This window comes from Cobetia sp. 29-18-1 (genome assembly GCF_029846405.1).
Classification (GTDB): domain Bacteria; phylum Pseudomonadota; class Gammaproteobacteria; order Pseudomonadales; family Halomonadaceae; genus Cobetia; species Cobetia amphilecti.
This window is the reverse complement of record NZ_JARWKS010000009.1, coordinates 50,016-62,220: the sequence shown is the minus strand read 5'-3', so window position 1 is coordinate 62,220 and position 12,205 is coordinate 50,016. Positions and strand designations below refer to the sequence as shown.

Below are 12,205 nucleotides of genomic sequence, written 5' to 3'. Positions count from 1 at the left end.
TGCAGATCATCATCACGACATTTCGGCAGCGACAGCCTGCCGGAATGTCGGTCGTCTCGAACCTCCGGCGCGCCCAGCGGCGCGTGAGAGGTTCGTGCCAAGGAGCCCCCCGTGGACGTTCAGTTCCAGTTTGATTGGCAGGCCGCCCTCAATTCGGTGCCCTACCTGCTCGAGGGCATTCCCTGGACCCTCGCCATTTCCTTCGGTGGCCTCGCCATCGGCTTCGTGCTCGGCATCCTGTTCGGACTGCTGAGCCTGTCTCCCAGCCGCATCCTGCGCTGGGTCGCCACCGCCTATATCGAGATCTTCCGTGGCACCCCGGTGCTCGTCCAGGTGCTCTTCATCTTCTATGGCCTGCCGCAGATCATCGGTGGCCCCATCGATGCCCTGACCGCCGGCATCGCCGCGATCGCCTTGAACTCGGCGGCCTATATCTCGGAAATCGTGCGCGGTGGCGTGCAGTCCATCGCTCGTGGCCAGCGGGAAGCCGGCCTGTCACTCGGCCTTTCCACCCCGCAGACCTTCCGCTATGTCATCTGGCCTCAGGCGCTGCGCCGCATGATTCCCGCGCTGGGTAACCAGGGCATCGTCTCGATCAAGGACACCTCGCTGTTCTCGGTGATCGGCGTCGGTGAGCTGGTGCGTCAGGGGCAGATCTACATCGCCACGACCTTCAATGCGCTGGAAACCTACTTCATGGTCGCGCTGCTGTATCTGGTGATCACCCTCAGCCTGTCATTTGGCTTGCGGATGCTCGAGCGCCGCGGGTTGGTGGGCCAATGATGTCTCTCTGCCCCCCCACACGCGACGGATAAAGCCGCGCCATCTCTCCTTCTGCCTGATCTCATTTCTCTGACGACCTTCCGGCATGCAGCGCCGGTTCGGAGCGCCCCATGACTGCCATCGTGAAGATGCACAAGCTCAACAAGCATTTCGGCAGCCTGCATGTCCTCAAGGACATCGAGCTCGAGGTCGCCCAGGGGGAGGTGGTGGTGATCATCGGCGCCAGTGGTTCCGGCAAGTCGACACTGATTCGCTGCGTGAACGGCCTGGAGGAGTTTCAGGACGGTAACATCGAGGTGGATGGGCATTCGCTGATCCCCCACGGCAAGAGCCACCGGGCGCTCAAGGCGATACGCACCGAAGTCGGCATGGTCTTCCAGCAGTTCAACCTCTTCCCGCACATGAGCGTGCGTGACAACGTCAGCCTGGCCCCCATCAAGGTCCGCGGCACCTCACGACCGGCGGCCGAGCAGCAAGCCGATACGCTGCTCGAGCGGGTCAATATCCTCGAGCAGGCCGACAAGTACCCGGGGCAACTCTCCGGCGGCCAGCAGCAACGCGTGGCCATTGCCCGCTCACTGGCGATGGAACCGCGCCTGATGCTGTTCGATGAGCCCACCTCGGCGCTGGACCCGGAAATGATCGGCGAGGTGCTAGATGTCATGCGCAAGCTGGCCCGCGAAGGCATGACGATGATGATCGTCACCCATGAAATGAGTTTTGCCCGTGAAGTGGCAGACCGGGTGGTGTTCATCCATCAGGGCAGCATCGTCGAGGAAGGCACGCCAGAGCAGGTCTTCGATACGCCGCAACATCCACGCACCCAGAGCTTCCTGGCCCGCGTACTGTCCCGCTGAGCGCCTTCCACAAGGCTCGCTGAGCCACTGGTCAGACAAGCGTTGAGCACGTGATGCCCCTACCCGCTGCCATGCGTGCAGCGGGCATGCCCCGACCGTCAGGTCGGGGCATTTTTTTGTCCTCAGAGAGCCTCGCGAGCCCTGCGGATCGCCAAACGATGAAAAATCTTCTCCCTCCACGCCATCTGTCGGCATTTCGAGAAGAAAAAAACGAATTTTTCTGGCCCCGGCCACCCCCTTGCCAGGTCACGCAAACACGCCTTGGCGCTCGAAGGAATGACGCTTTCCCCGCCTGGCAGTCCTCGCTGAGGCGTCGCTTTAGCGTGTGAAAAACAGGGATAAATCAGGGGCCTAGCCGGAAAACCACACGAGGATAACGTGCACCGTGAGCCGCTGGGACAGCGTTCAGGCAGTCTCAGCGGCCGACACGGGCAAAACATGCGAAAAAGTATCCACAGGCTGGGGCATGTAGCGTCATTGGCACCATTGGCGAGGGCTGTAGCCATTCACGCACCACTTATCCCATGACTGTCTACAGCCTTGGGCAGCGCAGGAAATCGACATTTGCCTCTGTGGACATTTTCCGGCATTATCCGCGGCCTTCTTGCCGTCAGGCCATGCAGCACTAGGGGTTGTGGGTAACAACGCCACTTGTGCACAGCAGGGCAGAAAAGTCGGGTACCAGCTCGGTATGAATCAGGGGATAATCGGGGCTGTGGACAAGGGCGCATTTCATCCACAGGAAGCGACCGGTGGCGTCCTCAGGTACTCCGCATTTTCTCCCCAACTATATCAACATCGTAAGCTTTTGATTTGTAACAGATAAAGTCGATTTCCCACTGATTTTGTCCACAACAGTAGTTACAACATCAACAGAACCCCTTTTTCTTTTCTTTATATAATCTTGTTATCCGGAAACCCGAAGGACGGACCGAGACCTCACGATCGACCTGACGTGAACTCGCCGAATCCGAAGTGTTCGGGATAACGAACGGCTGTCTGGGTAGCGCATCCCTCGCCGGAAAATCGACGCGTCGTATCCGCAAGACTCGTGAATCGCCGCGGCGTGGATTGATGCCCCAGAAGAAACAACCCGGGCATTCGCTCATGGGCTGCCAGGGCAAGGCGCTGTGGAAAACTCCTGACGCTTACCCACAGGCGGTTTATACTGTGCGGCCCGGACGTCATCCTGCTGGCTTGCAAGCTCCCTCACCGGTCGAGCACATGCCTTCGGCGACGGACATCATTCGCCATGCCGTCTGGCAGTTCTTGATTCATCCAGGCATCGATTCATCGCCCTGTCTGGCCGATTTGCCTGCTTCGCCAACCAGCGAACAGCGCTTCACCCAAGTTTCGTGATACCCCGAGGTGCCAACGTGGATTACCCGAACCGCTTTGACGTGATCGTCATCGGCGGCGGTCATGCCGGTACGGAAGCCGCACTGGCTGCTGCCCGCATGGGCCGTCAGACCCTGCTGCTGACCCATAACATCGAGACGCTGGGCCAGATGTCCTGCAATCCCGCCATCGGCGGGATCGGCAAGAGCCATCTGGTCAAGGAGATCGATGCGCTGGGCGGTGCCATGGGCCTGGCCACCGACATGGCGGGTATCCAGTTCCGTACCCTGAATGCCCGCAAGGGGCCGGCAGTGCGTGCCACTCGCGCACAGGCTGACCGGGCGCTGTACAAGGCCGCGATCCGCAACGTGCTGGAAAACCAGCCGAACCTGACGCTGTTCCAGCAGGGTGCGGAAGACCTGATCGTCGAAGGCGAGACCGTGCGGGGTGTCGTCACCCAGACCGGGATCCGCTTCCACGCCACCACGGTGGTGCTGGCGACCGGGACCTTCCTCGGTGGCGTGATCCACATCGGTCTGGACAACCATGCCGGTGGCCGTGCCGGTGATCCGCCCGCCAATGGCCTGGCATCTCGTCTGCGTGAACTGCCGTTCCGGGTCGATCGCCTCAAGACCGGCACCCCGCCGCGCATCGATGCCAAGAGCGTCGACTTCAGCAAGATGGAAGCCCAGCCGGGCGACACTCCGCGTCCGGTGATGTCCTACATGGGCAGCCGTGAGATGCAGCCGGAGCAGGTCAACTGCTACATCACGCACACCAACGAGCGCACTCACGAGATCATCTTCGCCAATCTCGATCGCTCGCCGATGTACTCCGGCGTCATCGATGGCATCGGGCCGCGTTACTGCCCGTCCATCGAGGACAAGGTGCATCGCTTCGCCGACAAGAACAGCCACCAGGTCTTCATCGAGCCGGAAGGCCTGAATACCCATGAGCTGTATCCCAACGGCATCTCCACCTCACTGCCCTTCGATACGCAGCTCGAGGTGGTGCGCTCGATCCGTGGCATGGAGAACGCGCACATCACGCGTCCCGGCTACGCCATCGAGTACGATTTCTTCAATCCCCAGGACCTGCATCACTCCCTGGAGACGCGTTTCATCAAGAACCTGTACTTCGCCGGTCAGATCAACGGCACCACCGGCTATGAAGAAGCCGGTGCCCAGGGGCTGCTGGCGGGCGTCAATGCCGCCTTGCGCGCCACTGACGACGAGTCCTGGCATCCGCTGCGTGACGAGGCCTACACCGGGGTGATGGTCGATGACCTGATCACCCTCGGCACGCGCGAGCCGTACCGCATGTTCACCTCGCGTGCCGAATATCGCCTGCTGCTGCGTGAGGACAATGCCGATCTGCGTCTGACCGCCAAGGGTCGCGAGCTGGGCCTGATCGATGACGCCCGCTGGGAAGCCTTCGATCGCAAGCGTGAAGCCATCGCCCGCGAGACCGCGCGTCTCGAGAGCACCTGGCTGACGCCGAAGAGCCCGGAGCTGGCCCCGTTGAGCGACAAGCTCAGCTCGCCGCTCAAGCGCGAAGCCAGCCTGATGGAGCTGCTCAAGCGTCCGGAGCTCGAGTATCCGGATGTGGCAGGTCTGAAAGGGGAAGGGGTCGACGACTGGCGCATCGCCGAACAGGTGCAGATCACTGCCAAGTACGCAGGCTATATCCAGCGTCAGCAGGAAGAGATCGACCGCCTGCGCCGTCACGAGCACACCGAACTGCCGACCAGCCTCGACTATGATTCCGTCGATGGTCTCTCCAACGAGATCAAGCAGAAGCTCAACGAAGCGCGCCCGGCGACGCTGGCCCAGGCCGGTCGCATTTCCGGTGTCACGCCAGCAGCGGTCTCTATCCTGCTGATTCACTTGAAGAAGCGTCAGCTGATCAAGGCGGAGACACCCGCAGATGCCGCAACGACTGACACAGGAGTCGCGCAATGAGCCAGACGCTCAACGAGACCCAGCGTGAACGTTGCGCTCAGCTGCTCAGTCGTGGTGCCAGCGCCATGGGAGTAGAGTTGAGCGAGGAACAGCACGCCCAGCTGATGACGTTGCTGGTGCTGTTGCACAAGTGGAATCGCGCCTATAACCTCACCGCGGTACGTGAGCCGGAGGCGATGGTGACTCGCCATCTGCTCGACAGCCTCAGTGTGCTGCCATATATCAGTGGGCCACGCCTTCTGGATGTCGGCGCTGGCCCGGGCCTGCCCAGCATCGTGATCGCGATCATGCGTCCCGACATCGCCGTCGTGCCGCTGGATTCGAATGGCAAGAAGGTGCGCTTCCAGATTCAGGCCGGCCATGAGCTGGGCCTCAAGAATCTGAGCCCGACCCAGGTCCGTATCGAAGCCTATGATGGCGCGCCGTTCGAACAGATCATCTCGCGTGCCTTCGCCGATACCGATGCCTTCGTCAATCTGTCGGCGGCCGTGCTCGCCGAGGGCGGCGAATGGCTGGCCATGAAAGGGCGCATCCCCAGTGATGAGATTGCCCGCCTCCCGATGGGTGTCTCGCTGGTCGAGACATTGGTGCTGGAAGTGCCGGGCGAGGAAGGGGAGCGTCACCTTCTGCGCCTCAAGCGCGACTGATAAAGCGCCTCAAGGCGTGCGCAGGGATTGTGCCGGGCGCAAAAGGCAGGCAGCCTGATGTTTTCACGAGGGCAGATCATTGATCTGTCCTCGTGAGCATGTGGCTGGTGCCAATGGCCCCGCTTCTCAAGGAACCAAGGAAGTCGCTCGTGACCAAGATCATCGCGCTGACCAACCAGAAGGGTGGCGTCGGCAAGACCACCACTGCCGTCAATCTGGCGGCGTCGCTGGCGGCACTCGATCGCCGCGTTCTGCTGATCGATCTCGACCCGCAGGGCCATGCCACCATGGGCAGCGGCATCGACAAGCACGACCTCGAAGGCAGCGTGCTGGATGTGCTGCTGGGTGAGCTGCGTGCCAGTGACGTGATTCTCGATTGTCCCGATGCCGGCTACGCCCTGTTGCCCGGCAATGGCGACCTTACCGCCGCCGAGGTCGATCTTCTCGGTGTCGAGGGGCGTGAGCGCCGCCTCACGGAAGCTCTGGCGCCGATCGCCGCGGAATATGACGTGGTACTGATCGACTGCCCGCCCTCGCTCAACATGTTGACCGTCAATGCCCTGACCGCCGCCCATGGCGTGCTGATCCCGCTGCAGTGCGAGTTCTATGCACTGGAAGGTCTGTCAGCGCTGCTCGATACCGTCGAGCAGATTCAAGGCAACGTGAATCCGGCCCTCGACGTGTTCGGGATCGTGCGTACCATGTACGACGCTCGCAACAGTCTGACCCGCGATGTCAGCAAGCAACTTTCCGATTACTTTGGCGATACCCTGATCAAGGCGACCATTCCGCGCAACGTGCGGGTGGCGGAAGCGCCGAGCCACGGCCTGCCGGTGACCAAGTATGCGCGTCTGTCGCGTGGCAGCCAGGCCTATCGGGTGCTCGCCAAGGAATTGATTCGTCGTCTCTCGCTGTAACTTCACCGAGGAAGGTCCATGACGCGTAAGCGTGCCCTGGGAAGGGGCCTGGATGCCCTGATTGGCGCCGGAAACCGCCGCCGCCATGTCGAAGCCGATATAGAAGCTGTCGATGGCGACGCCATCGATGCGTCACCGGATACCGCGCTGGCCGCGAATCCGGCCGCTGCCACGGCGGAATTGCCCAGCGAGCGCCTCGAGCGCCTGCCGCTCGGGCAGCTGCAGCGTGGCAAGTATCAGCCACGACGTGACATTCAGCCGGAAGCGCTCGAGGAGCTGGCGGATTCCATCCGGGCTCAGGGCGTGATGCAGCCCATCGTGGTGCGTCCGGTGGGGGAGGGGCGCTACGAGATCATCGCCGGCGAACGCCGCTGGCGTGCCTCGCAGCTGGCGGAGCTGGATACCATTCCCGCCGTCGTCCGCGAAGGCATCAGCGATGAGATCGCGCTCGCGCTGGCATTGATCGAGAATATCCAGCGCGAGAACCTCAATCCGGTCGAGGAAGCCCTGGCGCTCAAGCGCCTGCTCGAGGAATTCGAGCTGACCCAGCAGCAGGTGGGCGACGCGGTCGGGCGTTCACGCGCCCAGGTCACCAACCTGCTGCGACTGCTGACGCTGGAACAGGAAGTGCAGACCCTGCTGGAGCGCGGTGAGCTCGACATGGGCCATGCGCGTGCCCTGATCGGCCTGACCCCGGCACGCCAGCGCAAGCTGGCCCATGAAGTGGTCGAGCGCGAGCTGACCGTGCGCCAGACCGAAGCGCTGGTGAAAAGCGTGCAGAAGGGTGAGCAGCCCAAGCCGGCACCGGTGCGACCGGACGCCGACATCCAGCGTCTGGAAACGCGCCTCTCGGAGCAACTGGGCGCTGCCGTCAATATCCGTCACGGCAAGAGTGGCAAGGGCAAGGTCACCATCTCCTACACCAGTCTGGATGAGCTGGACGGCATTCTCGGCCATATCCACTAGTGGGTGAGCAGGGGAGGGCTGACCGCGCGTCACACCTCCCCTGACGGCAATTTTCCGCATGACGGATCACGATCTTCTTTCGCGCCCCTGTGACTCATTGTCGCAGGGGCGCGAAATGCATCTGACATTCAAGATATTGAAGGATGTTGCTGACGTCAGGTTGTGATTCATGCAACCCTGTGTCGCTCGCACCGCAAGCGACTGTCAACGTAAGCAAACTGTCATCGGTTTCCCGCAAGATAGTGAGGCTTTGGTCGTAAGCTTGCGAAAGATCAAGGAATTTAGCTTGTCGTTTGGTTGATGGCGGTGAAGCGCTCCCCTATAATCCGGCGAGTTTGCTCCCGGGCTGTGTCCAGCGCAGCGCCAGAAATGGCGAAGGCCATCATTGCGAGACACAGGTCCAAGATGCACAAGACGACACCCGCTGCTCTACAACGCCCTCAGGTGGCTCGATTGCTCTGGGGCCAGGCGCTGGTCATCGTGATTGCCGTCTTGCTGGCGGGAGTGATGAAAGGCAGTGGTGCGGCGCTTTCCGCGCTGTGTGGTGGGCTGGTCTGCCTGCTGCCCAATCTGTTTTTCGCCTGGCGTTCACTGCGTGTGACCGGTGCACGCTACGCCCAGGCAATGGTCAAGGCCTTCTATCAGGCCGAGGCCGGTAAGTTCGGTTTGACGGCCGTATTGTTTGCGTTCTTCTTCATCGCAGTGCCGCCCTCAAACCCCGCTTTATTTTTTTGCGCTTACGTGGCGGCAATGGCGGTTCACTGGCTGGGCCCCTGGCTGGTGAAGCGAACACCGTACACACGAACCTGAGGCAGAGTCATGGCAGGCACCAACCCGAGTCCCTCCGAATATATTCAGCACCACCTGCAGAATCTGACGTACGGCAACCACCCGGAACACGGATGGTCACTGGCGCACAGCGCTCAGGAAGCGGCCGACATGGGATTCTGGGCCATCCACCTGGACACCATGGGCTGGTCCATCGGTCTGGGCCTGATCTTCCTGTGCCTGTTCCGCAAGGTCGCCAAGTCCGCCACCACTGGCGTTCCCAGCGGTCTGCAGAACTTCGTCGAATTGATGGTCGAGTTCGTCGATCAGTCCGTACGTGAGACCTTCCACGGTCGTTCACGCCTGATCGCACCGCTGTCACTGACGATCTTCTGCTGGATCTTCCTGATGAACCTGATGGACTTGATCCCCGTCGACTGGCTGCCTGGCGTTGCTGCCAAGGTCGGTGAGATGTTCGGCGCCGATCCGGCTCACGTGTTCTTCAAGGTGGTGCCGTCCACTGACATCAATGCCACGCTGGGCATGTCACTGTCCGTGTTCGCGCTGATCATCTTCTATTCCATTCGCGTCAAGGGCCTCAAGGGCTTCCTGGCCGAACTGACGCTGCACCCGTTCAACACCCCGAACAAGCTGGCACAGATCGCACTGATTCCGGTCAACTTCCTGCTTGAGTTCGTGACGCTGATCGCCAAGCCGATCTCTCTGGCGCTGCGTCTGTTCGGTAACATGTATGCAGGCGAGCTGATCTTCATCCTGATCTCGCTGGTCGGTATCTGGCAGCTGCCCCTGCACTTCCCGTGGGCGGTCTTCCATATCCTGGTCATCACCCTGCAGGCATTCATCTTCATGATGCTGACCATCGTCTACCTGAGCATGGCCAGCGAAGACCACTGATGTAATTCGCCCCACGCCATCCGTGGCGTGGGGCAAGATTTCCGAGCTCTGCTCACACCCTCAACCCTTGACTTAAACTTGACTAAAACTGGAGTTCCACAATGGAAGCACAAGTTCTTGGCATGACCGCTATCGCCGTCTCCCTGCTGATCGGCCTGGGCGCCCTGGGCACCGCCATCGGTTTCGGTATCCTCGGTGGCAAGTTCCTGGAAGGCGCAGCGCGTCAGCCGGAAATGATCCCGCAGCTGCAGGTCAAGATGTTCATCGTCGCTGGTCTGCTGGATGCCGTGACCATGATCGGTGTTGGTATCGCGCTGTTCTTCACCTTCGCCAACCCGTTTGTCGGTTAAACATCGGCTGGCCTCCGGCCTACCGTGTTTTTGACCCAACAATCGTGAAGCGAGAGGTGCTGGCGTGAATCTGAACTTAACCCTGATTGGTCAGGCCATCGCCTTTGCGGTCTTCGTTTATTTCTGCATGAAGTATGTCTGGCCGCCGGTCACACAGGCTCTGGCAGAACGTCAGAAGAAGATTGCAGATGGTCTGGATGCTGCCAGCCGTGCTACCCGTGACCTCGAACTGGCGCAGGAAAAAGCCACCGAGACTCTGCGGGAAAGCAAGGATGAAGCAGCACGCATCATTGAGCAGACCCATAAGCGCTCCAACCAGATGATCGAGGAAGCACGTGAAACTGCACGTGCGGAAGGCGAGCGTCTCGTTGCGCAGGCCCGTGCCGAAATCTCCCAGGAGATCAACCAGGCCAAGGACGAGCTCCGTGGTCAGGTCGCTGCTCTTGCAGTGGTCGGCGCCGAGCGCATCCTGGAATCCTCCATCGACGAAGCCAAGCACCGCGAGCTGATTGACAAGCTCGCTGCCGAGCTCTGAGGAGACTGATTCCATGGCTGAAACGTCTACCTCCACCGCGGCTCGCCCGTACGCCAAGGCGGCGTTCGAGTTTGCACGCGGCCAGCAGGCGCTAGAGGCCTGGTCCGGCATGTTGTCGACAGCGGCGCTCGTCGCTGTCGACGCAAACGTCAAGGCGGTGCTCGACAACCCCAAGCTCTCCACCGAGCACAAGGTTGGCACCTTCCTGGACGTGTGCGGTGAGGCGCTGGATGACAGCGCCCGCAACTTCATCCGGACTCTCGGTGAGCAGGACCGCCTTGCGGCCCTGCCCTCCGTGGCCGAATTGTTCGAGGCCCAGAAGGCCGAGCAGGAACAGCGTGTCGAGGTGACCCTGGTGTCTGCCTTTGCACTGGAGAGTGAGCAGGAAGAAAAGCTCGCCACTGCCCTGCGCAAGCGTCTGAACCGCGACATCTCCATTACCACTCAGGTGGATAGTACGCTGCTCGGCGGCGTCATCATCCGTGCCGGAGATACCGTCATTGACGGCTCCGTGCGCGGCAAGCTGGCCCGGCTTTCCGAAGCACTGAACTCCTGAGTCCGAGGGACATGGCATGCAGCAACTGAATCCTTCCGAGATCAGCGACATCATCAAGCAGCGTATCGAAAAGCTTGACGTCGCATCCGAAGCCCGTAATCAGGGCACCATCGTCAGCGTCTCCGACGGCATCGTGCAGATCCACGGCCTCGCAGACGTCATGTTCGGTGAGATGATTGAATTCCCGGGTGGCGTCTTTGGTATGGCGCTTAACCTTGAGCGCGACAGCGTCGGTGCTGTCGTTCTGGGTGACTACCTCCAGCTCGAAGAGGGCATGACCGCGCAGTGCACCGGTCGTATCCTCGAAGTGCCGGTAGGCCCGGAAATGGTCGGCCGTGTGGTCGACGCGCTGGGTAACCCGATTGACGGCAAAGGCCCGATCGACGCCAAGCTGACTGACGCGGTTGAGAAGGTCGCTCCGGGCGTCATCGCCCGTGAGCCGGTCGACCAGCCGGTGCAGACAGGTCTGAAGTCCATCGATGCCATGGTGCCGATCGGCCGTGGTCAGCGCGAGCTGATCATCGGTGACCGTCAGATTGGTAAGTCCGCCATCGCGATTGATGCCATCATCAATCAGAAGGGCAAGGGCATTACCTGCGTCTACGTCGCCGTCGGCCAGAAGCAGTCCACCATTGCCAACGTCGTGCGCAAGCTCGAAGAGCACGGCGCGATGGAACACACCATCATCGTCGCGGCTGGCGCTTCCGACCCGGCTGCCATGCTGTTCCTGGCACCGTACGCCGGTTGCACCATGGGTGAGTACTTCCGTGACCGCGGTGAAGACGCGATGATCGTCTATGACGATCTGACCAAGCAGGCATGGGCGTATCGTCAGATCTCCCTGCTGCTCAAGCGTCCGCCGGGCCGTGAAGCCTACCCGGGTGACGTCTTCTATCTCCACTCCCGTCTGCTTGAGCGTTCCGCACGCGTCAACGCCGATTATGTCGAGCAGTTCACCAAGGGTGAAGTGAAAGGCAAGACCGGCTCCCTGACTGCGCTGCCGATCATCGAGACCCAGGGTGGCGACGTGTCTGCGTTCGTTCCGACCAACGTGATCTCCATCACCGACGGTCAGATCTTCCTCGAGACCAGCCTGTTCAACTCCGGTATCCGTCCGTCCATCAACGCGGGTCTGTCTGTTTCCCGTGTCGGTGGTGCTGCTCAGACCAAGATCATCAAGAAGTTGGGTGGTGGTGTGCGTCTGGCACTGGCTCAGTACCGTGAGCTGGCAGCTTTCTCCCAGTTCGCCTCTGATCTGGACGAAGCGACCCGCAAGCAGCTCGAGCATGGTCAGCGTGTCACCGAGCTGATGAAGCAGAAGCAGTACTCTCCGATGTCCGTGGCCGACATGGCGATCTCGCTGTTCGCGGCCAACGAAGGCTACCTGGACGACGTCGACGTCGCCAAGGTGCTGGGCTTCGAGAAGGCGCTGCTGGACTTCATGCGCTCCGAGCACGCGGATCTTCTGGACAAGATCAATCAGTCCGGCGGCTACGATGACGAGATCAAGAATGGTCTCAAGGCTGGCGTCGAGAAGTTCAAGGCGACTCAAAGCTGGTAAGTGGCATGGCCCGGCCAGTCCGGGCCCTGTCGTTTCCCTTCGGGTGGCATG

At 61.1% G+C, this 12,205-nt stretch carries 13 protein-coding genes; all 13 read left to right on the top strand.

What is annotated here, in order from left to right; genetic code table 11:
* Positions 1–111 precede the first annotated feature (111 nt).
* Complete coding sequence (locus QD208_RS08970; protein WP_043331697.1) at positions 112–783, top strand: amino acid ABC transporter permease; 672 nt, start codon at positions 112–114, stop codon at positions 781–783.
* Positions 784–893: 110 nt separating this feature from the next.
* Entirely contained in the window at positions 894–1,640 is a 747-nt protein-coding gene (locus QD208_RS08965) for an amino acid ABC transporter ATP-binding protein (protein ID WP_279836538.1), read from the top strand.
* A 1,074-nt stretch (positions 1,641–2,714) separates the two neighbouring features.
* Positions 2,715–2,999 carry a hypothetical protein gene (locus QD208_RS08960; RefSeq protein ID WP_216061099.1) on the top strand — a complete coding sequence of 95 codons (285 nt, stop codon included), beginning with the start codon at positions 2,715–2,717 and terminating at the stop codon, positions 2,997–2,999.
* A gap of 17 nt (positions 3,000–3,016) precedes the next feature.
* Complete coding sequence (mnmG, locus tag QD208_RS08955) at positions 3,017–4,939, top strand: tRNA uridine-5-carboxymethylaminomethyl(34) synthesis enzyme MnmG (RefSeq protein ID WP_153636725.1); 1,923 nt, start codon at positions 3,017–3,019, stop codon at positions 4,937–4,939.
* Positions 4,936–5,586, top strand: coding sequence for a 16S rRNA (guanine(527)-N(7))-methyltransferase RsmG (rsmG, locus tag QD208_RS08950; RefSeq protein ID WP_175088905.1), 651 nt, complete (start codon positions 4,936–4,938; stop codon positions 5,584–5,586). The genes mnmG and rsmG overlap by 4 nt, the downstream gene beginning before the upstream one ends.
* A 149-nt stretch (positions 5,587–5,735) precedes the next feature.
* Entirely contained in the window at positions 5,736–6,503 is a 768-nt protein-coding gene (locus QD208_RS08945) for a ParA family protein (RefSeq protein WP_043331702.1), read from the top strand.
* Between the two features lie 18 nt (positions 6,504–6,521).
* A complete protein-coding gene (locus QD208_RS08940; protein WP_279836537.1) occupies positions 6,522–7,469 on the top strand; it encodes a ParB/RepB/Spo0J family partition protein in 948 nt (315 codons plus the stop codon).
* 405 nt (positions 7,470–7,874) lie between these two features.
* Positions 7,875–8,279, top strand: coding sequence for an ATP synthase subunit I (locus tag QD208_RS08935; protein WP_043331819.1), 405 nt, complete (start codon positions 7,875–7,877; stop codon positions 8,277–8,279).
* Between the two features lie 9 nt (positions 8,280–8,288).
* Positions 8,289–9,152, top strand: a complete 864-nt coding sequence (gene atpB, locus QD208_RS08930; protein WP_043331706.1) for a F0F1 ATP synthase subunit A — start codon at positions 8,289–8,291, stop codon at positions 9,150–9,152.
* 101 nt (positions 9,153–9,253) lie between these two features.
* Positions 9,254–9,502 (top strand): F0F1 ATP synthase subunit C, encoded by a 249-nt coding sequence (gene atpE, locus QD208_RS08925; RefSeq protein WP_011508579.1) that lies wholly within the window; start codon positions 9,254–9,256, stop codon positions 9,500–9,502.
* 64 nt (positions 9,503–9,566) lie between these two features.
* Positions 9,567–10,037: a F0F1 ATP synthase subunit B gene (locus tag QD208_RS08920; protein ID WP_043331708.1), complete on the top strand. Its 471-nt coding sequence runs from the start codon at positions 9,567–9,569 to the stop codon at positions 10,035–10,037.
* 13 nt (positions 10,038–10,050) lie between these two features.
* Positions 10,051–10,593, top strand: a complete 543-nt coding sequence (locus QD208_RS08915) for a F0F1 ATP synthase subunit delta (protein WP_043331710.1) — start codon at positions 10,051–10,053, stop codon at positions 10,591–10,593.
* Between the two features lie 16 nt (positions 10,594–10,609).
* On the top strand, positions 10,610–12,154 hold the full coding sequence (gene atpA / locus QD208_RS08910) for a F0F1 ATP synthase subunit alpha (protein WP_043331712.1): 1,545 nt from the start codon (positions 10,610–10,612) through the stop codon (positions 12,152–12,154).
* Positions 12,155–12,205 lie beyond the last annotated feature (51 nt).

Bases quoted from the DNA above. Each gene is read 5' to 3' on its own strand.
- QD208_RS08965 (WP_279836538.1), top strand. From the start codon at position 894: ATGACTGCCATCGTGAAGATGCACAAGCTCAACAAGCATTTCGGCAGC.
- QD208_RS08960 (WP_216061099.1), top strand. From the start codon at position 2,715: ATGCCCCAGAAGAAACAACCCGGGCATTCGCTCATGGGCTGCCAGGGC.
- rsmG (WP_175088905.1), top strand. From the start codon at position 4,936: ATGAGCCAGACGCTCAACGAGACCCAGCGTGAACGTTGCGCTCAGCTG.
- QD208_RS08940 (WP_279836537.1), top strand. From the start codon at position 6,522: ATGACGCGTAAGCGTGCCCTGGGAAGGGGCCTGGATGCCCTGATTGGC.
- QD208_RS08935 (WP_043331819.1), top strand. From the start codon at position 7,875: ATGCACAAGACGACACCCGCTGCTCTACAACGCCCTCAGGTGGCTCGA.
- atpB (WP_043331706.1), top strand. From the start codon at position 8,289: ATGGCAGGCACCAACCCGAGTCCCTCCGAATATATTCAGCACCACCTG.
- atpE (WP_011508579.1), top strand. From the start codon at position 9,254: ATGGAAGCACAAGTTCTTGGCATGACCGCTATCGCCGTCTCCCTGCTG.
- QD208_RS08915 (WP_043331710.1), top strand. From the start codon at position 10,051: ATGGCTGAAACGTCTACCTCCACCGCGGCTCGCCCGTACGCCAAGGCG.
- atpA (WP_043331712.1), top strand. From the start codon at position 10,610: ATGCAGCAACTGAATCCTTCCGAGATCAGCGACATCATCAAGCAGCGT.